At 37.7% G+C, this 20,589-nt stretch carries 25 protein-coding genes and 1 pseudogene; 14 read left to right on the plus strand and 12 right to left on the minus strand.

The window, feature by feature from the left end:
* Positions 1–107: 107 nt before the first annotated feature.
* Both ACXYMX_RS15160 and ACXYMX_RS15165 read right to left on the minus strand, forming a co-directional pair.
* Positions 108–1,262, minus strand: coding sequence for an MFS transporter (locus tag ACXYMX_RS15160; protein ID WP_459045081.1), 1,155 nt, complete (start codon positions 1,260–1,262; stop codon positions 108–110).
* A gap of 60 nt (positions 1,263–1,322) precedes the next feature.
* The gene (locus ACXYMX_RS15165) at positions 1,323–1,754 is read right to left on the minus strand and encodes a MarR family winged helix-turn-helix transcriptional regulator (protein WP_459045082.1); all 432 of its coding nucleotides are present in this window, start codon (positions 1,752–1,754) and stop codon (positions 1,323–1,325) included.
* 390 nt (positions 1,755–2,144) lie between these two features.
* Here ACXYMX_RS15165 and ACXYMX_RS15170 point away from each other — a divergent pair, with 390 nt between their 5' ends.
* From ACXYMX_RS15170 to ACXYMX_RS15215, 10 genes and pseudogenes are all read left to right on the plus strand, one after another.
* A complete protein-coding gene (locus ACXYMX_RS15170; protein ID WP_459045083.1) occupies positions 2,145–3,236 on the plus strand; it encodes a low temperature requirement protein A in 1,092 nt (363 codons plus the stop codon).
* A 147-nt stretch (positions 3,237–3,383) separates the two neighbouring features.
* Positions 3,384–3,608, plus strand: a pseudogene (locus ACXYMX_RS15175) ((4Fe-4S)-binding protein); the annotation flags it as partial.
* The gene (locus ACXYMX_RS15180) at positions 3,603–3,911 is read left to right on the plus strand and encodes a GNAT family N-acetyltransferase (protein WP_459045105.1); all 309 of its coding nucleotides are present in this window, start codon (positions 3,603–3,605) and stop codon (positions 3,909–3,911) included. The pseudogene ACXYMX_RS15175 and the gene ACXYMX_RS15180, both read left to right, overlap by 6 nt.
* A gap of 55 nt (positions 3,912–3,966) precedes the next feature.
* Complete coding sequence (locus ACXYMX_RS15185) at positions 3,967–4,701, plus strand: alpha/beta hydrolase (RefSeq protein WP_459045084.1); 735 nt, start codon at positions 3,967–3,969, stop codon at positions 4,699–4,701.
* A gap of 515 nt (positions 4,702–5,216) precedes the next feature.
* Positions 5,217–6,200, plus strand: coding sequence for a ring-cleaving dioxygenase (locus ACXYMX_RS15190; RefSeq protein ID WP_459045085.1), 984 nt, complete (start codon positions 5,217–5,219; stop codon positions 6,198–6,200).
* A gap of 531 nt (positions 6,201–6,731) precedes the next feature.
* Complete coding sequence (locus ACXYMX_RS15195) at positions 6,732–7,277, plus strand: NADPH-dependent FMN reductase (protein ID WP_459045086.1); 546 nt, start codon at positions 6,732–6,734, stop codon at positions 7,275–7,277.
* A gap of 40 nt (positions 7,278–7,317) precedes the next feature.
* Positions 7,318–7,923 (plus strand): flavin reductase family protein, encoded by a 606-nt coding sequence (locus ACXYMX_RS15200; protein WP_459045087.1) that lies wholly within the window; start codon positions 7,318–7,320, stop codon positions 7,921–7,923.
* A 138-nt stretch (positions 7,924–8,061) separates the two neighbouring features.
* Complete coding sequence (locus ACXYMX_RS15205; RefSeq protein ID WP_459045088.1) at positions 8,062–8,589, plus strand: YceI family protein; 528 nt, start codon at positions 8,062–8,064, stop codon at positions 8,587–8,589.
* A gap of 115 nt (positions 8,590–8,704) precedes the next feature.
* Positions 8,705–9,169 carry a MarR family winged helix-turn-helix transcriptional regulator gene (locus ACXYMX_RS15210; RefSeq protein ID WP_459045089.1) on the plus strand — a complete coding sequence of 155 codons (465 nt, stop codon included), beginning with the start codon at positions 8,705–8,707 and terminating at the stop codon, positions 9,167–9,169.
* A gap of 37 nt (positions 9,170–9,206) precedes the next feature.
* Positions 9,207–9,812, plus strand: a complete 606-nt coding sequence (locus ACXYMX_RS15215; RefSeq protein WP_459045090.1) for an alpha/beta hydrolase — start codon at positions 9,207–9,209, stop codon at positions 9,810–9,812.
* A gap of 395 nt (positions 9,813–10,207) precedes the next feature.
* Here ACXYMX_RS15215 and ACXYMX_RS15220 read toward each other — a convergent pair whose 3' ends face one another.
* A complete protein-coding gene (locus tag ACXYMX_RS15220; protein ID WP_459045091.1) occupies positions 10,208–10,723 on the minus strand; it encodes a hypothetical protein in 516 nt (171 codons plus the stop codon).
* Between the two features lie 22 nt (positions 10,724–10,745).
* A complete protein-coding gene (locus tag ACXYMX_RS15225) occupies positions 10,746–11,444 on the minus strand; it encodes a B3/B4 domain-containing protein (protein WP_459045092.1) in 699 nt (232 codons plus the stop codon).
* Positions 11,445–11,526: 82 nt separating this feature from the next.
* On the opposite strand from ACXYMX_RS15225, the gene queG reads away from it, so the two are divergent.
* Positions 11,527–12,669, plus strand: a complete 1,143-nt coding sequence (gene queG / locus ACXYMX_RS15230; RefSeq protein ID WP_459045093.1) for a tRNA epoxyqueuosine(34) reductase QueG — start codon at positions 11,527–11,529, stop codon at positions 12,667–12,669.
* A gap of 1 nt (position 12,670) precedes the next feature.
* Positions 12,671–13,144 carry a tRNA (uridine(34)/cytosine(34)/5-carboxymethylaminomethyluridine(34)-2'-O)-methyltransferase TrmL gene (gene trmL / locus ACXYMX_RS15235; RefSeq protein WP_459045094.1) on the plus strand — a complete coding sequence of 158 codons (474 nt, stop codon included), beginning with the start codon at positions 12,671–12,673 and terminating at the stop codon, positions 13,142–13,144.
* A 269-nt stretch (positions 13,145–13,413) separates the two neighbouring features.
* Here trmL and ACXYMX_RS15240 read toward each other — a convergent pair whose 3' ends face one another.
* The 6 genes from ACXYMX_RS15240 to ACXYMX_RS15265 form a co-directional block, all read right to left on the minus strand.
* On the minus strand, positions 13,414–14,262 hold the full coding sequence (locus ACXYMX_RS15240; protein WP_459045095.1) for an RluA family pseudouridine synthase: 849 nt from the start codon (positions 14,260–14,262) through the stop codon (positions 13,414–13,416).
* 31 nt (positions 14,263–14,293) lie between these two features.
* Positions 14,294–14,764 (minus strand): thioredoxin family protein, encoded by a 471-nt coding sequence (locus ACXYMX_RS15245; RefSeq protein ID WP_459045096.1) that lies wholly within the window; start codon positions 14,762–14,764, stop codon positions 14,294–14,296.
* A 4-nt stretch (positions 14,765–14,768) separates the two neighbouring features.
* The gene (locus ACXYMX_RS15250) at positions 14,769–15,191 is read right to left on the minus strand and encodes a disulfide oxidoreductase (protein WP_459045097.1); all 423 of its coding nucleotides are present in this window, start codon (positions 15,189–15,191) and stop codon (positions 14,769–14,771) included.
* 174 nt (positions 15,192–15,365) lie between these two features.
* On the minus strand, positions 15,366–16,709 hold the full coding sequence (locus tag ACXYMX_RS15255; protein WP_459045098.1) for a hemolysin family protein: 1,344 nt from the start codon (positions 16,707–16,709) through the stop codon (positions 15,366–15,368).
* Between the two features lie 240 nt (positions 16,710–16,949).
* Positions 16,950–17,099: a hypothetical protein gene (locus ACXYMX_RS15260; RefSeq protein WP_459045099.1), complete on the minus strand. Its 150-nt coding sequence runs from the start codon at positions 17,097–17,099 to the stop codon at positions 16,950–16,952.
* A gap of 82 nt (positions 17,100–17,181) precedes the next feature.
* The gene (locus ACXYMX_RS15265; protein WP_459045100.1) at positions 17,182–17,385 is read right to left on the minus strand and encodes a YheE family protein; all 204 of its coding nucleotides are present in this window, start codon (positions 17,383–17,385) and stop codon (positions 17,182–17,184) included.
* Positions 17,386–17,457: 72 nt separating this feature from the next.
* Here ACXYMX_RS15265 and ACXYMX_RS15270 point away from each other — a divergent pair, with 72 nt between their 5' ends.
* Complete coding sequence (locus tag ACXYMX_RS15270; protein WP_459045101.1) at positions 17,458–17,847, plus strand: ferritin-like domain-containing protein; 390 nt, start codon at positions 17,458–17,460, stop codon at positions 17,845–17,847.
* Positions 17,848–17,881: 34 nt separating this feature from the next.
* Here the strand turns inward: ACXYMX_RS15270 and ACXYMX_RS15275 are convergent, their stop codons facing one another.
* The gene (locus tag ACXYMX_RS15275; RefSeq protein ID WP_459045102.1) at positions 17,882–18,673 is read right to left on the minus strand and encodes an ABC transporter substrate-binding protein; all 792 of its coding nucleotides are present in this window, start codon (positions 18,671–18,673) and stop codon (positions 17,882–17,884) included.
* Positions 18,674–18,714: 41 nt separating this feature from the next.
* Positions 18,715–19,734 carry a S66 family peptidase gene (locus tag ACXYMX_RS15280; protein WP_459045103.1) on the minus strand — a complete coding sequence of 340 codons (1,020 nt, stop codon included), beginning with the start codon at positions 19,732–19,734 and terminating at the stop codon, positions 18,715–18,717.
* Positions 19,735–19,837: 103 nt separating this feature from the next.
* Between ACXYMX_RS15280 and ACXYMX_RS15285 the strand changes: the two genes are divergently transcribed.
* On the plus strand, positions 19,838–20,338 hold the full coding sequence (locus ACXYMX_RS15285; RefSeq protein ID WP_459045104.1) for a DUF6843 domain-containing protein: 501 nt from the start codon (positions 19,838–19,840) through the stop codon (positions 20,336–20,338).
* The last annotated feature ends 251 nt before the right edge of the window (positions 20,339–20,589 follow it).

Raw genomic sequence — 20,589 nt, forward strand, 5'->3', positions numbered from 1 at the left:
GAGTCGCTAATTCCCCACTGTAAAGTAGGAGGAATTAGGCTTTTTTTATATCGAAAATGATATAGGTTTAGTTCATGAAGGATTCATACCAAACATATTTAAACTTGTCATTCAGCAAGCGAAGGTGTTTGTTTGGATTGACGAAGTATCATCAAAGCACTTATTAAGACTATAATCAAAATGGTTATAGAGAGTACGCCATATTGGAAGCGAATGCTTTCCTGGTTTGCAAGTTTTCCAATACCATCCAAGAGAATAGGTGATAAAAATTGACCTAAAAATGTAAAGCTGGACGTCACTGCAATTGCCTTATCCGCTTGATGGAGTGGTACGCTATCGAGTGCTTTTAAGACGAGTATTGGAAACAAAGAGCCTTGTCCAAATCCAATTAGACAAACACTTACTATAATGATCGGAACACTATGAGTAAACGTTAATAATAGAAAAGCAAGCCCCATACCAAATAGCATAATAGGAATGATGTACTTTTTAAGTACTAATTCAATCTGAACAAGAAATAAGCTAGTAATCATACCGCCAACAGTTGTGAAGGAAATGACTGTCCCCGCAAGAGCTGCTCCACCTAACTCACTTTGTTCTAAGTAGATTGCGATGTTTGTCGCGATTGAATAATAAGCTAACATAATTCCACCCATAGAGAGTGCAAATCCAAATACAGCTAGTGGAAGCTTTGATTTCTCCTCGTTTTTTTGTCGCTCTTGAACTTCCCCCTTTGGTAAGAAGAAGAAGATTAGGATGAAAATGAAAAGTCCTAAAAAGTACACGTTGAAAGGAACACGCCATCCAAATGTCGCAAGCCATCCAGCAAGTAACATCGTTAGAATTCCACCTAAATTACTGAAGGCGGAGTTATAACCCATCATTTTCGTTCGTTCTCTACCTATAAAGTAATCATTGATAAGTGACATGGATAGAGGCATAACAAGACCAACACCTGCACCTAGGATCAAACGGAAAAGTAATAGTAATTCAATAGTTGGGACAAACTGTGGGCCTATCCCACCAATTAAGTAAATAACCAAGCCAATCATAATAATCGTTTTCTTCGTTAACTTTGAGGTTAAATAGCTAGATAGAAATGAAAATGGAATAATCATTATTGAGGGTGCCGTTAAGATGAGTTTAATCATCGTTGGACTTGCATCTGGAAAGGCTTTAGCAATGAGTCCTAAGGCAGGAGAAATAGCGGCTCCAGCCATGACTGTAGCCATTCCAATAAATAAAATTGTTGGTTTGAGCATTCTGTTAATCGGTATCGCTTCCTTTATTAATTAGTAAAAAAATGCAACATGAAATGGATGTCACATATTATCAATGTTAATAGATGCTTGTTTAAAAATGGTACGCATAGTTTTTAAGTCCTGATCTGTGACGTTATTGAATATCGATTGCATCATTTTGAAACCTTCATCTTTTAATGCGTTAAGTGTTCTGCTTCCTTTTTCAGTCAAAGCTAAATGCACGACTCGGCGATCTGTTTCGTCCCGCAAGCGGGAAATGTAGCCATTTTCAATTAAGATATTTGATGCAGTTGTGATGGCTCCAGCAGTAATATGTAAAGTACTTGCAAACTCGGACATCTTCATAGGTCCTTTTTGCTCAAGTAAATACATAATCCGCGATTGCGAACCCGGAAAGGTTTTCGCATAAAGATTTTTCCAGAGATATTCTGTTTTTCTAGATAACTGCCAAAAAAGAATTTCAAACTCCCGAAAATTATCTTGTCGGTTCACTTTTTCCCTTCTCTCTAATTACTTTAATGACTATATACTTTAATGGTTAAACCTTTTAATAGTTTACGAGGAATAGTGAAGTATGTCAATAATTTCAAAGCAGCTCAAAACATCTTAGGGCGGAAATTTGTCAATTCAACTACACGAGGCTTGATGAAAAACCTTCGAGATAATCAATTTTGCTCTCCGGCAACTTCTAGCCAATGCTTCCAATAGAAGAATAATCAAACAGTCTTAAACGAATTTCTATAAAAATTTCTGGAAAACAACGAGAAATAAGTTATTATTAAAACAATAAATGATAGTTGAACTACTCATGATACCTTTCAAGCATTGGTTTAGTATTCAGTAAAGCTGCAGTAGATATCAATATAAAAGGAGGATCTGCTGATGACGCATAAACGAGTAATGTGGCTGGAGTTGTTTTTCGATTTAATTTTTGTAGCTGCAATATCCAAAACAACACGTGTACTGCTCAACTTGGAAAACGGGACCATTCCATTGGAATACCTATTCAAGTTTGTTTTGATATTTATCCCGATTTGGTGGTCTTGGGTAGGGCATACGCTTTACACAAATCGATTTGGAGAAGAGAAACTATCCCAACGCTTATTTATGATTGCCCAAATGTTTTTTATGGTTATGTTAACTGCGAGTTTGTCACCTGATTTTGATAGCTACTACGTTCCATTCTTAATTGGCTATATTGGTGTTCGTTTTATTACATCCCTTCAATATATATATACCCTCCGTGATGTCCAAGGTGAGGAGCGAGAGGTGGCTAAAAGGCTCGGGTTCGGATTTCTAATTGGAATCGCTATATCTTTGCTATCTGTATTTTTTGATTCGTGGTTAAGATATTTTTTCTTGTATTTGGGGATTTTTATAGATATCTTAATTCCAATTTTAAACAGAAAGTATTTAAGGAAAGTTCCTGTCAACACACCGCATCTTCTAGAACGATTTGGACTTTTAACGATTATCTTATTTGGGGAATCCATTGTTAGCCTCGTTGCAATATTTGAAACAGAAGCATTCCTTTGGAGCGAAGTGGTTATTATTTCATTGGCATTTTTATTGATCATTGCGATGTGGTGGCAGTATTTCGATAACCTCGAGAAGAAAATTGATAGAGAGGCTGTTACCTCGGGACAAGTAATTATATATGGCCACTTATTTATATTGATGTCGTTGAGCCTGTTTGCTGCAGTAATTCAAATGAGTTACTTGTATGAAGTAGATCCAACATTTTTACTCCTACTGTCATTTGGGAGTGCATTTGTCTATTTTCTTTCCACGAGCGCAGTTTTCCATAAATATCGGATTCCTGAGCATCGTTTGAAAGTCAGGCATTTGTTACTGTTCATCGTCATATTAACTACATTTTTAGTATTCAATCTTCTGTTTCCCTTTTCCGTACTTGTTTTATTAACCGAGTTACTTATCTTTTTTGTTATTTATGCGAACATAACGACTAGATAGTCAGTGTATAGATGTTTTAAGTACGATTTTAGTGGGTAAACAGTAAATGAAAATATTTGATTTCTAATACCAGGTGAATTAGGAACATAACTAGATTTCATTATATTTTGATTGCGATTATATAAATATTGATGGAGGATGGTCAAGATGAATAAGACTGAAAAAGCTAATTTGGATGAAGGGTTTAGGAAATATGAAGGTTCAGAGTTAGATGTATTTTATTCGATAAAAAAATGTGAGCATGCTGGGGTTTGTGTTAAAGGAAATGGTGAAGTTTTTAATCCGAAAAGAAAACCTTGGATCTTACCTAACAATGGAGAAGCAGAACAGGTAATGAAGGTGATTGATGCATGTCCATCAGGCGCTTTGCGTTATATAAAAAAAGAAGACACGGATAAAGTAGAGTTTTCAGTTGGAGAAAATCGTTTCTATCTAGAAAATGAAGAAAAAGAATTAATTGCCGAAATAACATTCACTAAGCCAAATGATGACTTTTTTATTATAGATCATACATTTGTAGATGATTCATTAAGAGGAAAAGGCATTGCACAAGCTCTTGTAAATGAGGTTGTTACAAAAGCACGTGAGGAAAATATGAAAATCATACCGTTATGTCCTTTTGCAAAATTGGAATTTGAAAAGAAAAAAGAATATGCGGATGTGTGGAAACGCTAAATTTAGTGAACTATTAACTTCAATTTGAGAGAAGTTTTAAGCACGAGGTGAAAAAATGCGTATAAAAAATGCCGAGCCGATCTTTATAGAAGGAAATGATGTGGGTGTACTCTTACTCCATTCATTTACAAGTCATACGCGTGACATGAATATGTTGGCTAAGTCTATTCATCAGTCATTCGGATTTACTTGCGCTGCTCCATTATATAGGGGCCATGGACAAGAAGCTGAGGCATTAATTCCTTATGCAATTGATGATTGGTGGGAGGATGCTCTAAAAAGCTATCAAGACTTAGCTAAGAGATCTCGGCAGGTCATAGTCATTGGATTATCGGTAGGAGGCATTTTTGCATTAAAGCTTGCGGCAGAATTTCCAATTGCACGGATTGTAGTTATGTCTGTTCCAATAGATAGCAAGCCGTTAGAATTGAAACAACGTATTCTTGATTTTGCATTCAGGTATAAGAAGATTGAGAACAAATCTAAACAACAGATCGATAAAGAATTAATCGAATTTAATTTAATGCCGCTAGATTCATTTGAACGTTTCAATCAATTCAATACTGAAACAATAAATGAATTGGAGAAAATTACAGCTCCGATTGCTATTTATTATGGCGGATGGGATGACTCTATTTACGAAGAAAATGCTCAAGAAATTGGAGAGAATGTTTCTTCAATAGAAATCGAATTGAAAAAATTCGAAGACTCTTCACATTTAATGACATTAAGCAGGGAAAAAGAGCGATTGTATGAGGAAATACATCTATTTCTTAGTTCACTTGCCTAAGTCAATAAGCTGAATTTGATTTTCATTACAAATTAGTAACAATCAAATAGATTCGGATCCTTGATTAATAAAAGGCTCCGAATCTATTTTTGTTTTAAGTAGAATGGATTCGCGAACTAAAGTATGTTTACTAAAAAAAAAATTAGGGAACAATTATTGTAGTACATAGTAAGCATTGAAAAGGTCTAGTGTTCTATTTCCAAGAAAATTAGAGCGCTATGAATATAAATCCGATTAAAAGAGTTTCTTATGAGGATAATAAGCACAATAGAACACCTTATAAATATAGGATTGTACTATCATTCTGAATAATAAAATGAAAAGTGTTGACAAGTGAATTCAAAGCATGGTATATTTATCTCGAGTTAGAGATATATTAACCAAAGGTAATTAAAGAGGAATAAAAATATAAGTTTTTGCAGAAGAGAATCAATTTAAGTAATTTTATTTATCTGGTAAAATACACCTCGCATTGAGTATATATTGATTTGAGGTAATTAATAGGAGGAACTATAATGAATCATTTAAAAGGAATTCACCATGTAACAGCGATAACGAGCAGTGCAGAAAAGAACTATGAGTTCTTCACATATGTATTGGGTATGCGTCTTGTAAAGAAAACGGTCAATCAAGATGATATTCAAACGTATCACTTATTTTTCGCGGACGATAAAGGATCTGCCGGTACGGATATGACATTTTTCGATTTCCCAGGCATTCCAAAAGGAACACATGGCACAAATGAAGTTTATAAAACAGCTTTCCGAGTTCCGACAGATGCTGCGTTAGATTATTGGTTGAAGCGTTTTGAGAAATATGAAGTGAAGAATGAAGGAATCAAAGAAGTATTCGGCAAGAAAACCATTTCTTTTGTAGATTTTGATGATCAACAGTATATGTTGATTTCAGATGAGCATAACAAAGGGATTGAATCAGGGACCCCTTGGCAGAATGGCCCAGTACCACTCGAGTTTGCCATCACAGGACTTGGACCCGTTCATATTCGCGTAGCGGATTTTGACAATTTCAAAAAAGTGTTGGAACAAGCGATGTTAATGCGTGAAATTGCAGCTGAAGGTTCATTCCACTTATTTGAAATGGGTGAAGGTGGAAACGGTGCGCAAGTAATTGTAGAACACAATATTCTTTTACCAGCTGGTCGCCAAGGATATGGTACAGTGCATCACGCGGCTTTCCGCGTAGAAGATGCGAAAGTTTTACGTGAGTGGATCGACCATATGGAAGCGATCGGTTTTAACACTTCTGGTTATGTAGATCGTTTCTTCTTTGAATCTTTATATGCACGCGTTGCACCAGGCGTATTGTTTGAGTGGGCAACGGATGGTCCAGGCTTTATGGGAGACGAACCGTATGAAACGGTAGGAGAGATACTTTCATTGCCACCGTTCTTAGAAGGACAACGAGCGCACATTGAATCGGTTGTCCGCCCGATAGATACAGTACGTAGCACGCTTACAATTGAAAAAGAATATCTATAAGAACTATCTAAATATAGACTCACTAAATTAATTATAAATAAGCTCTGTTAAATAATAATGTTGATAATTCTTATTACACAAAAGCGCTTGAGTGAGTATACCTAACACGTTGATTTCCGTTTCAGACGGACGCGTTCCGGAGGGCAGGCGGTGGACCAACCCGTTGTTGTTTCACCTGACCCGCTTGTCCTCCCGGAGTCGCCGTCTTTCACTTCAATCAACTGGAAGTGTGCAAATCGTATGATTGCTCCACTCTGATTACCGCATTAACCATGAAGTAAACCGAACTAGCGCAGAAGCGACAAGTGTGAGCCGAAGTAGTAAGACCGACAGTGAACTTTCTGACGGGCTTACTACGGGAGGCCATCACCAATTAATGTTCATTCTTTTAGCTATGCTAAAAAACGTTAACGAAGCGGTATTTTCACGCATTCCCCTCTATTCGACAAGGAGTGTACAAATACTTTATCAACTATCAACAGAGTTCTTTAACATAGCGTATAAATAAGAAAATAATTGGAGGAAAGAACAATGACAAAATCAAACATTGGTATTATTTTAGGATCAACACGTGAAGGGCGCGTCAGTCCACAAGTAGGAGCATGGATAAAAGAATTAGCGGATCAACGCGGAGACGCAAATTACACGGTGATTGATATCGCAGATTACAAATTACCACTTTTAGGTGAAGCAGGCGGCGACGCATCAGGCGCAGCAGCGTGGTCTGAAATCATCGCAAAACAAGATGGATTTGTATTTGTAACTGCAGAATACAACCATTCAATCCCAGCTTCGTTAAAAAATGCATTGGATTACTTACGTGAAGAATGGCACAACAAAGCAGCAGGAATCGTATCCTATGGAGCTGTTGGTGGCGCTCGTGCAACGGAACATTTACGTGGTATTTTAAGTGAATTACTTGTAGCACATGTGCGTGTACATCCAGCGTTATCCCTATTCACAGATTTCGAAAAGGGAACAAACTTCAAGCCTGCCGAAGTACAAGCGAAATCAGTCAATCAAATGTTGGACCAGGTTGTCTCTTGGACAACAGCATTGAATACAATACGTAAATAATTCGATGGATAAAGATTTGAGTAGTAAGGAGATGAATGTATTGATTTCAATTGATCCGCAAAAAAATAGTGAGCGAGATAATTATAAACTTCTAATTGGCTCGATCATTCCAAGACCGATTGCTTTTGTCACAACAGAGTCTACGGATGACGTAGTTAACGCGGCACCTTTTAGTTATTTTAATATTGTGTCCTCCAACCCGCCAATGGTGTCACTTTCAATTCAAAGGCCGGGTGAGGAGCGAAAAGATACGGCGCGCAACATTTATGAGACGGAACAATTTGTTGTCCATATTGTAGATGATGAAAATGTAGCTGAGGTCAATAAAACAGCCGCCTCTTTGCCTGCAACCGAAAGTGAAATAGGTTTAACGAATTTAACGCTAGTGAAAAGTGAAAGCATCACTGTGCCAGGCGTCAAGGAAGCAAAAGTTCGAATGGAATGTAAACTTGTGCAGGCCATTCCTCTAGGTGGAGATGGACCTGGAAGTGATTTGTTCATCGGTGAAGTAGTTCGCTTTCACATTGATGAGGATATTTATGAAGATGGACGAATAGACCCAAGGGGGTTAAATGCTATTAGTCGTTTAGCAGGTGCAAGTTATGCAGCAATAGGTGAGATTTTTGCAATAGATCGACCTAAGTAATAGATTTAAGTGCTTTGTATATAGCTTTAGTTGTGAAAAAATTACGATTTCGTATAAGGTTAAGTCATATATCTTGACTTCGAGATGATTAGCGTGTAAGATATAAACATAATATAAATTTAAAAGGAGAGTTTTATAATGACAAAATGGAATGTAGATGCAGCTCATACAAACGTAGGTTTTTCAGTTAGACATATGATGGTTTCAAACGTAAAAGGAAATTTTACAGGCATTGAAGGAACGGTAACTGGAGACGTAAATAATTTGACAGAAGCACAAATTAACTTTGTGATAGATGTAAATACAATCAATACAAGCAATGAAGATCGGGATAACCACCTTCGATCAGAAGATTTCTTCGCTGTCGAAACGTACCCGAATATTACATTCAATTCGACGAACATTGTTAAAACAGGATCGGACGAATATGATGTAACAGGAGATATGACTGTAAAAGGCGAAACTAAAACTAAGACATTTAAAGTAACTCGTACAGGAGCCGGAAAAAATCCTTGGGGCGTAGATGTAGTAGGTTTCGAATCAGAAACAAAAATTTCTAGAAAAGAATTTGGTTTAACATGGAACCAAGCATTAGAAACTGGTGGAGTATTAGTAGGTGACGATATTAAAATATCGATAGAACTTCAGGTAAATCCAGCTCAATAAGTAATAAGCGGCGATTATCCTGGTTAGTATAGGATAATCGCTATTTTATTAGCTATAGAACTCAAATGAAGCATGGTATCATTAGTTTATATAAAAGGAAAAAGGAATGGTTACTATGGATAATCTAAAAATCAATCCGAAAGAAGAAGAATTGTCATTAAAGTTATTTGTTGTTTTAACTCGTACATTGCAATCAATTAAGAAACGAGTTGAAGAAGACATAAGAAAATTGGGATTAAATACAACTGAATTTGCTGTTCTTGAGTTAATTTACAACAAGGGTGATCAGCCAGTACAACGAATTGGTGAAAAAGTTTTAATAGCAAGTAGTAGCATCACCTATGTAGTAGATAAATTAGAAAAAAAGAAGTTGTTAGAAAGAAAACCTTGTCCAAAAGATCGCCGTGTTACTCACGTGTCAATTACGGAATCGGGAAAATCCCTTATGGATGATGTATTTCCAAAACATAAACAAGCGATCAATGAAATATGTGGAGGACTAAATAGTGACGAGAAAGAAGTCATGATTGAACAGTTGAAAAAGTTAGGGTACTACGCTCAGGAATTGAAAGAAGATTGACCTTCTGTTGAAGGCTGATTAATTAGGAGGAAATAAGATGAAACATATTTTTCAACAAGGAAAAGATAGCAGCAAACCAACGTTACTACTTCTTCATGGCACTGGAGGAAACGAATTAGACCTACTGCCTTTAGCAGAAAGAATTGATAAGGATGCATCTGTGTTAAGTGTCCGAGGAAATGTTTCTGAAAATGGAATGCCACGATTCTTTAAGAGGTTAGCAGAAGGTGTATTTGATGAAGAAGATCTAATCTTTCGAACAAAAGAGTTGAATGAGTATCTTGATGAAGCAGCCAAAGAATATGGATTTGACCGAAATAATATGATAGCTATTGGTTATTCAAATGGTGCAAATATAGCTGCTAGTTTATTGTTTCACTATCAAAATGCATTAAAAGGTGCGATACTCCACCACCCAATGGTACCGAGAAGAGGAATCGATCTTCCTGATTTAACCGGAAAATCTGTGTTTATTGCAGCGGGTACAAATGATCCAATCTGTCCTCCGGAAGAATCGGAAGAATTACACGCATTATTAGAAAAAGCAAATGCTGATGTTGACATCTTTTGGGATAATAAAGGGCATCAACTCTCTTCAGGTGAAGTTGAAGAAGCTGGTAAGTGGTATTTGAAGCTTAAGTAAAGTATGCGAGTGGTTTCAGCCTTAAGTGAAATGGGCTGGGTGTAATGTGTGCTCCTTACTGGTTTCTTAGTCAAATGACGGTAGTGAAGAACTCATACACTTTAGTAATAAATCACGCTTTAAAGTCAGTTTATACTGCTTAGAGCGTGATTTTTCTTGAATTAAATTATGTACAGTCATAGAAAGTAAAATCGTTCCTTGTCGCTAGAAGCGAAAGGAACGATTTTCATAGTAGGGAACCGGGTAACGCTACTAAGGGTTGGCCATTGCAATTGCTCTGGTTGGTCATCGGTAATTGGTTACAAAGTAAATGGAGACTGGTAATTGGTTTGTCATCACTTAAATTTAGAGGTTCCCGTACTATGCCTTGGAAAGGAGTCTCACCGTTCCAAGGGTTAGAAATAGTTACTATCGTCAAAGGCGAGTGTGATTGCATAGTTTTTTGCATTAATTTCATTCGATAGTCTATGTGCATCTTTTTCAGCCTGCAATGCTTTAAGGCGGTATTCTTCAGGTTCAAATAATGCGACCTGATAAACTGGAGTACTTTCTCCGTAGCCATATTGTATAGCTTCTTTTTCCGATGTGGAAAGTTCTTTGTAAAAACGAGCTTTTGCTCGGAGTTGGGTTGCAAGTTCAATTGCTTCAACGAGTGCTAATTGTTGACCTTGGAATTCAATATTATTGTCGATATTGGCACGGTACATTAGGCGATCTAGTATTCGGCTATCAAATCGGACTCCGTCGAGTTCATTCTCTACGTTCTCGAGTGTCCGGATTCCTTTTTCAGGAGATGTTCCCTTTTCGACTGTTGCAAATGCAACACGACGCATTTCTTCTTCTAGCTCATGTGTCCGCGTTCTAAGTATACTTTTCAGTTTAACCGCTTCAGCTAGCGTGATTTTCCCCATAAAATTGTACCCCCAATTTAGTTCAATATTTACCTAATATAATAGAAGATTGTTCCTTACGCAAGGTATAGGACTGAACGTCGCCACCATTTATATCGGTGAACATATTGCCACAGGCTGTCGTCAGTTCTAAAGCTTTATCTGCATCTAATGAAGGGTTAATAAAAAAGACGTGTAATGCTCTAGTAGTGCTTTCAGTTACTGCAGTTCGAGTAGAATCAACAAATGGACTACCAAATGCCCCTTCTTCATCTGCGAGATGTATTATGTTTTTCATGGAATTAAAACGACCGTTTATACCTTCATAGCCATCATTTTCAGTTCCGATGGAAATGTGAACATCACTAATAACCTTATCTGCATCATAAATACCGATTGGAATCTTATGCTGCAATGAAAAAAAGTTGTTTAGATCAACTGCGGAGTGATACGGTTGTATATAGTTTTGCTTTTTGACTCGACGCAGAAGTGCTTCCGCAGAAGGGCGATGTCGACTGGGATCAGCGCCAAACGATTTCCAAACAGAACGCCATTCCTTAATCTCAGGAAAATCAGTGATTGCATTGTCCTCAAGGTCAAAAAATAAGTGTTCTTGAAATAATCTCATTCTTCCAAGTAGCATTTGAGGAGATTCTGACACGATAATTTTGTTATAATGGTTTATGCCTATTGTTAAATTGGGTACAATCTCAAATAGTTCAGTATTTATATCGATTTTCAAGAGGATCATCCTTTTTTATATCTAGTCTCTAGCACTTTACTAATAATCTACGTTCATTTTATCATAAAGGAGTTGAAATAGTATGAATGTAGTTGAGTTTCAACAAAACCTATCTGACTATGCCAAGTCGATTGGTATTGATAAAATTGGTTACACGACTTCTGCACCGTTTCGTGAATTGAAAAATAGATTAATACGACAACAGGAGCTTAACTTTCAGTCGGGCTTTGAGGAGAAAGATTTAGATAAGCGTACAGAACCAACGCTTCTTCTCGATCAAGCAGAGAGTATTATTTCGATTGCTATTGCGTACCCATCAAGAATGAAAGATGCACCCCGAGGTAAAAAAGGGGAAAGAAGAGGAATCTTTGCGCGAGCCTCATGGGGAATGGATTATCATACCGTTCTTCGGGAAAAATTAGGGCTTCTTGAAGCATTTATCATAAATCATGTTCCGACAGCTCGCCTAAAATCTATGGTCGATACGGGTGAATTATCGGACAGGGCAGTTGCAGAACGTGCGGGCATCGGATGGTCAGCCAAAAATTGTTCGATTATCACACCTGAATTCGGTTCTTACGTTTATTTAGGAGAAATGGTTACCAATATTCCGTTTGCACCGGATGTTCCAATGGAAGACGAGTGTGGAGACTGTACACTGTGCCTAGATGCCTGTCCGACAGGTGCTTTAATACAAGGCGGCCAACTAAATGCACAGCGTTGTATAGCGTTCCTAACACAGACCAAAACTACGATACCTGAAGAATTTCGAACGAAAATAGGCAATCGTTTGTATGGGTGTGATACGTGTCAAACCATTTGTCCTAAAAACAAAGGGAAACAAAACTTGCATCAAAAGGCATTTGAACCCGACCCAGAGCTTGCAAAACCATTATTGCAACCAATCCTTCATCTATCGAATCGCCAGTTCAAGGAGAAGTTTGGACATGTTTCAGGTTCATGGCGAGGGAAAAATCCAATTCAGCGCAACGCAATAATTGCGTTAGCACATTTCAAGGAAGAGGCTGCAGAGCCAGACTTGATTGAGTTGTTAGGTAAAGATCCACGTCCAGTTATTCGAAGTACGATAGCGTGGGCACTTGGAAGAATTGGAACAGAAAGAGGACACAGTGCATTGCAAGAAGCATTGATGTCTGAGGAAGACCCAGATGTAAGAGTAGAAGTAAAGAAGGCATTAGAAACTAGAGAGTCAGGGGAAATGTAAAATGGCAATACATGTAGCGTTATTTGAACCACAAATTCCAGCAAACACTGGGAATATTGCCCGTACTTGTGCGGGAACGGGAGTGAAGCTTCATTTAATTAAGCCTCTCGGTTTTTCAACCGATGACAAGATGCTAAAACGTGCAGGTTTAGATTATTGGGAACACGTTGATGTGACCTATCATGAGGGGATAGAGGAGTTTTTCGAGGCTCATCCAGACGGGGAGTTTTATTTCTTAACAAAACACGGTAAGAAGGAACATACTGCTTTTGATTATTCAAACCAGGAAAAAGACATATTTTTTGTGTTTGGAAAAGAAACATCTGGATTACCTGACGAAGTACTTTCACAGTACAAAGATCAATGCTTGCGTATTCCTATGAATGAACATGTTAGGTCATTGAATTTATCGAACACGGCAGCAATTTTAATTTACGAAGCGTTGCGACAGCAAGATTATCCAAATTTAAAATAATAAAAACGGGACAGCCAACAAATGGCATGTCCCGTTTTTTAAAAGTTAAGTTGGCTGATGACCGCGTTTTTTCTTGTTGTTGACACCAGGCTTATCTTCGTATCCGCCAGCAAAAATTGCAACAAGGAATGCGATGGATACCGCACCAATTAGAATTAAATTCATTGATTATTCCTCCTCTAAATTCAACTAACATCTTCTCATAGTATACCTTAACTAAATAAAAAATGAAATGGTTTCTGAATGATCATCATTTACCAAGTAACGATTTAGACATAATTTAAGCTGATTGTCATTTCTTCGTTTGTGATTGGATGAACGAAAGCTAATTCAGAAGCGGTTAATTTATACTGTCCGTCATCTGTTTTGCTTCCTTCATAAAGAGTGTCCCCTTTAACAGGATGACCAATATGAGCTAAGTGGACTCTTATTTGGTGTGTCCGTCCGGTTTCTAGTTCAGCTTCGATTACAGAGGAATCCTCAGTTCGTTCAATTACTCTAAAATGAGTTACTGCCGATTGGCCATCAAGTGAGACGCGACGTTTTGCAGAGTTATGCCGATCTTTTCCTATTGGAAGCTTGATGGTACCTTTAGGTCTTTTTAAAAGGCCATCGGTTTCAGCAATGTATTTTCTTGTAATTTCATTTTGTTCAAACTTACGGTCTAACAATGCTTTCGCAATCGGGTGCTTTGCCACCAGAAGTACACCGGCAGTCCCTTTGTCTAAACGGTGGACATGTTCTGCGTAAACGCCGCCCTGATCCGTTACATACGTCATAACCTGATTCATTAAAGTTCCTACTTGACCGGGTTTATCGGGATGTGTAGTAATTCCTGCGGGTTTATAAACGGCAAGCATGTGGTCATCTTCAAAAATAACTTTTAAATCGGTTTGTTTTTCAAGTGCGTACGTTGATTCTGCATCGGGAAAAGAAATTGTTAACTCGGTTCCGACATCTAAAGGCTCTTTCCAAATGACAGGTTCACCATTGCGATCGGTCACGCTTTTGGCCATCCTCATTAAATGTACGGTTTTCTTACCAGCTTGCCATTGATCTCTTAATAAGTGTTCGACGGTCTGCCCGCCTTCTTGAATCGTATAGACAAAAGCAGTCATACCAATTCATCCTTCCCGTAAATCATTCTATTTAGTTCGATTCATAATTAGCGAAGAACAAACGAATCTGATCCTCTGGAGCTGCCCCATATAAACGATCAACTTCTGCGCCATCTTTATAATGGACTAGAGTCGGCGTTCCTTCAAGACCGTAGCTACCAGCGAATTGACTGAACTCAAGCAAGTTATATTGGAATACTTCAACATTTAGTTCGTTTGCAATCGGCATTAGCACTGGTGTCATTTGCTTACAGTAAGAACAAGTTGGACTAAAAAAGTATGCTGTTACAGAATCACCTGATTGAATTTTATTCTCTAAGTCCTCCGGTAAAATAATGTTGTTATAGTGTTCATTTCCGATTAAATCGATTGTTGCTGGATCAAGTTTAGAAGTTCCGTATGGGTTATTTTCCAGTTTGGACTTGTTTGATTGAGTTGTTAGGACGGCGATAAGGATAAAAACTGCAACGATAACGCCACCAATAATTAATAGTTTTTTCATAAGATTAGTTCTCCTTTTGCCACTTCATCATGAGTAGGCTAGTAATGAAAATCAGTGTGAATGCAAGTAAAGCTAAAAAGGGGATTGTGATAAACCCAAAAACGTTAATATAGAACCCTGTGCAAGAGATATCCCCACATGCAGGAGCACTGTCTTGCAGGTATTGAAGCTTTTGAATTCCATAGTGATACAAAGAAATACTACCGCCGACTGCAGAAAATATAGCGAGTGTTAAAGCAATTTTGGCGTTTTTTTGAAAAAGTGCAATGCCAGAAATTAGCACGATTGGATACATCAGAATTCTTTGGTACCAACAAAATTCACAAGGATCAAATTTGCGTACTTCTGAAAAATATAAGGAACCGAGTGTTGCAATGAAAGACACTGCCCATATAAAGATGAGGCTATTTTCCAGTCGTTTATGCATAGGTGCTACCTCCACTTCAAGGATTACATCTTCGATTATATGCTGTGTATGGATGCATGTAAACTATTCAATACTATTCGCATTGTTCAAGAATAAAAGTAATTAATTAGAAAAGAAAAGCTACCGTGTAGACCGAGGGTATCGGTGTCAGCGGTAGCTCTTTACTTGTTAGACTTATAAGGATTCAATTGTTTCTTCGATATCGACAGTTGCTTCTTCCTCTATATGTTTAAGAACTTCCAAGTAGAGAATGTGATGGCCGTCCATATCTTTAATCATAAATTCATAACCTTGTTCGATAATTTTTTCGCCTTTAATCGCCTCAAAACGCTGAGTCATGAACCACCCACCAATCGTGTCAAGGTCCTCTTCGTCGATATTAATCTGAAGAAGGTCATTTACATTTTCAATAAGTAGTTTTGCGTCTAAAATAAAGTGATTTTCACCGACATTTTGGACTTCTGGTATTTCATCCATATCAAATTCATCTTGAATATCGCCTACAATTTCTTCCAAGATATCTTCGATTGTTACGAGTCCTGAAGTACCACCATATTCATCCATAAGGACAGACATGTGAATCCGTTCTCGCTGGATTTTTAGCAACAAATCGCCAATAGGTATCGTTTCAATTACGCGAATAATAGGCTGCATATAATTGACAACAGGTTGATTGCCAGTTGTAGGATCTTTAATAAACTCAGTTAATAAGTTTTTAATGTTAACTAGGCCAATAATATGATCTTTGTCGCCATCAGTTACAGGATATCGTGTAAATTGTTCGATACCAATCATTTCGAAAACTTCTTGTAAAGTTAAACTTTTTTCAATCGTTACCATTTCTGTGCGTGGGGCCATAATTTCTTTGGCAATTCTATCGTCAAATTCAAAAATTTTATTCACATATTTATATTCGGATGAATTAATTTCCCCACTCTTTAAACTGTCCGTTAAAATCAATCGGAGTTCATCTTCAGTATGTGCAACTTCAGAATCTAAAATATTTTTGAAGCCAAGTATCTTAATAAATACCCTTGCAGAGCCATTCATTCCTTTAATGACCGGATACATTAGGTGGTAAAAGAAAATAAGGGGTCTTGCAAAAAGTAAAGCAACGGCTTCTGCTTTTTGTATAGCAATCGTTTTAGGAGCCAATTCACCTACTACGACGTGCAGAAACGTTACGGCTGAGAATGCAATAATAAATGATAAGATACTTGAAGTACTAGGTGTTAATTCGAAAAAAGCGAAAATAGGATTCAGCATAAGTTTGACAGTAGGTTCGCCGAGCATACCAAGGCCAAGTGCCGTAATTGTTATACCAAGTTGACAAGCGGATAGGTACTCATCCAAATTACTGACCACTCTTTTAGCGTGCATGGCGCGAGGATGTCCTTCGGCAACAAGCTGATTTATGCGAGAAGTCCTTATCTTCACAATTGCAAATTCACTCGCAACAAAAAATGCGGTGAGGGCGATCAAGACAGCGAATGCTGTCAATCGTATGGGAATTTCCAAATAGTTACTTTGCTCTAAACCCAGATGTGGGGGAGAACAAAGTGTACACCTCCTGTAGTGGTTAAATAGTTAGTTAATCCTATAATAATTTATTTTCGAAGAAAAAACAAATACTTTCACCTTTTTAATGCCTTTTTCTATATTTATGTACTTCAGATTAAGTCCGTTAGGGAATAACGAAATAAAAAATAATCCTTAACTCCATGATGCGTGGGCTAAGGATCATTTTTGCAATTTTGATTAGAACATAGGGAAGACAAATTTCACTAAGAACCATAAGAACCCAAAAAAGATTAGTACGTATGCAGCGTATTTAATAAAGGTTGCGCCTACTAAACTATTATTTGTTTTTTCTTCTCGTTTAATTTCAATATTCTTTTGTTCATCCATTGAATTACATCTCCCTTTAATATTTAGCGTTAATGGTGTAATACCCACCGGGAGAATTCTTAAACGATTTACATCAATTTATTTAGTCGTACACATGAAAAGTCATTAATTCATGAATCAGTTTTTTAACATTGTCTTCTTCAGGCGGTACTGCGCTTGTCCAATGAATATCTCCATCTTTTAAATACTCACCTGTGTATCGTGTATTCTTAAAGAAAAATGCAAATGTCCACCCTGGTAACTGGGTATTTTCAAACATAGATTTATAACTAAAATGTTGCAGCATGTTCATTCTCCTTTCATAAAGTTCAGTTATGTTACATATCATGTATATAAAAGTAAGCGAAGGGGTGTTAACTTGTTTATAGATCAATTAAAAGCAGCAATCGAAGATGAATATAAAGCATATCACTTTTATAAGTCTATGTACGAACTGACGAAAGACCCGCTTTGGCAAGATTTCATTAAACATGCGTATGAAGATGAAAAAAGTCATTATGAAATGTTTCAACAACTTTATTATATGCTGACAGGTACGTTTGTTCAAAATCCGAAAAAGCCATTGCCGTGTTACGAATTAAAAGAATGCGTGAAAAAAGCATTGCTTGATGAGTTAGAGGCAGTAGAAACATATAAGTTAATGTTGCTCACGATTCCTGTCCAACAAGCATATAATCCACTATTTATCGCGATGCATGACGAAATGGAACATGCAATTCGATTCTCTACGATGTTTAATGCACTATGAAACGTGGGAAGAAGCGCTGGAAGTACAAGCGCTTCTAATTTGGTTTCCTAAGTTCAGAGAATTGCTTCTTAAAATAAGGTACCGCCTCTAGCATTCTTGGACCATACCAAAACATTTCACCATCGATATTAATAGGTTGCACATTTGGCATTAGTTCTAAAAATTCGGCTTGGTGTTTCTCTTTAAATGGATAAGGTTCTGATGCGAGTAAGACATAATCCAGTTCAGCTTCCTTAAAATCTTCTTCGGTAACCGCAGGGTATCTTCCTTCATGCTCTACAAAAGGGTTTGTAAATCCAAGTTCAGTCAATACAGTTTGGATGTATGTATCTTTCCCAACGACCATATAGGGTTTCTTCCAAATAACGTACGCCGCTCGTTTGCCGACCAATCTAGGAAACGATGCAAAGGCGGACTGAATATCCTCCACTAAATTTTTCGCTTCGGTTGCTCGATCTGTAACGTGCCCGACATCTTGAATCATTCGGTACGCTTCTTGGATGGATTGAACTTCTGCAACGTAAACGGGATAATATTGCTCAAGGATTTTTACAATTTCCTCCGTGTTCTCCTCTTTTTCTACGAAGATTAAATCTGGCTTCGCCTCATGAATGGCCTCAATTTTAATATCTTTTGTTCCAGCAACCGCTTTCACTTGTTTCACTCGATCTTCTGGAAAAATGCAAAAACGCGTTCTACCAACAATCTCATTTTCTAAATTAAGTGAGAAAAGAGTGTCTGTAATACTTGGACAAAGTGAAATAATCCGCTTGGGTGGATATTCATAAGTCACTTTTCTCCCTAGATGATCAATTACTTCTTTCACATTGTTCACCCCTTGTAGTTTATTATAATAGGTACTGAAAATTACTTGAATTCCATGACGATTTTCCCTTTACCTTCCAGGACAGTAACACGTCCATACGCACCATTTACAAGGGTAAACTGAGGTGGGACATGCCCGATATCTGCATTAAAGGCAATTGGCAGTCCGGTTAATTCCTGAATCCGTTCCATCGAATCAACAGTTGTGAATCCTTCTACCGATTGTCCAGCAGGTGATCGACCGAATATAATTCCTGACGCATGGTCGAGCCATCCTGCATAGAAAAGTTGAAGCATCGTTCTATGAAAATCTGTTGCCGATAGTTCACAGTTTTCCAAATACCAAATAATTGGTTCATCATGTAAAAATGTTTTCTGGAATCCCGCAACATCACCGAAAGGAGTTCCCACAAGATGCGAAATCGTATCAAGGCAGCCACCAAGAAATCGCCCTTCAATCTCTAGTTTATCATCCCCGATGATTCTCCAAGACGTATCGCTGTCCAGATTAAAAACATATGGATTTGGAGGTGCAAAGTGTTGCCACTTGGATTGAAATTTCTCCGAAGATTGCTGATTGATGATCGCGCCTTTTGTTGAAGACAGTACGTCCAGAAACTTACTTGTCACGGGGTCCCATTCATCACTTCTCAGGTCTACAAAATTCGTTCCATGAGCAGTTGCAACCCCCGTTTTTAAGGTCAGTGCGAAAAGAAGAGTGCTTAAATCCGAATAACCAAGCATCCATTTCGGTTCCATTTCGTCCCAGTTAAGTAAGGGGAGAATTTCCATAAGGATTTCGCCGCCCCAAGGAGGGATAATTGCCCCGATAGCAGGATCATTCAGCATCGACATCAGTTCAGCAGCACGTTCTTCTTTTGAAGCGGATGCGGCTTGTTGTTGAGTCCAAGCGGTATCACCAATGATTACTTTGAAACCACGTTTCTCGAATTGCTGTTTTGATTGGGTTAGTAATGAATGAAGTTTTTTCTCCACGCCAGAAGATGGTGCAGTTACGCCAATCGCCTGACCTATTCGTAAAGGGTTGGGATACCGAATCATTCTGTACACCTCGCACTTTTAGTAATTGTATCTACTTGTTGAAATAGTCTATCATTGATAGGGAAGCATGTCATCCAAATGATCGTAAGAATGGAGGGACGGGGTGAGGATTAAAAACAACTCAAAATCAAATATGGTAAGGATATTTATTTTTGGTGTGCTTGCATTCGTCTTGCTTTCAGGTTGTATGAAAAAGGAAGAGACAAATGCGATTTACTTAATTCCTGAAGGACAGACAGGTTATGCCTTGGCGGTTTATAATGTGAAAGGCGCACCACCACTTACATACGAAAATGGGTTTGCGGTACATAATGTGAATGCTGAAGGGTACTTTGCTACATCTAAGTCGGATATGAATTATGGAACGTTAACAGATCAATACTTTTGGGTGGATAAGGCTGGCAATCGAACCTCAATTGATGAATTATGCGTGCATGCTTTCGGTACAGGCGGTTGGTCGCAGAATGACATTGACCTTGTGTATACTGGAATCGAAATTACAAATGATTGTTCGATCGATTTTGCGCATTCAACAGAGAATTTTAATGATCAAATCAGTCAACCTATTTTAAACCAAGTAATTCAGGACTATTATTCGCGCTAATTAAATAGAAGTAAGAAGGATTATGCAGAGTTGATTTTATTCGGAATCCTCAAAACAATGAAACCTTTCACACTTTACGAACGTATGAATAACAGCACTATGATTGTTCCGCAATCGGGCCAGTTCGACAAGTTCTGTGATAAATGCCTTTGGCATGAAAACACAGGAAGTTTATGAAATAAATTTCAACTTTACAATTGAAGATAGGAATGAAGAAACCATGTTTTCTGAAACTATCTCATCGATACTCC

This window comes from Sporosarcina sp. CAU 1771, from assembly GCF_054482775.1.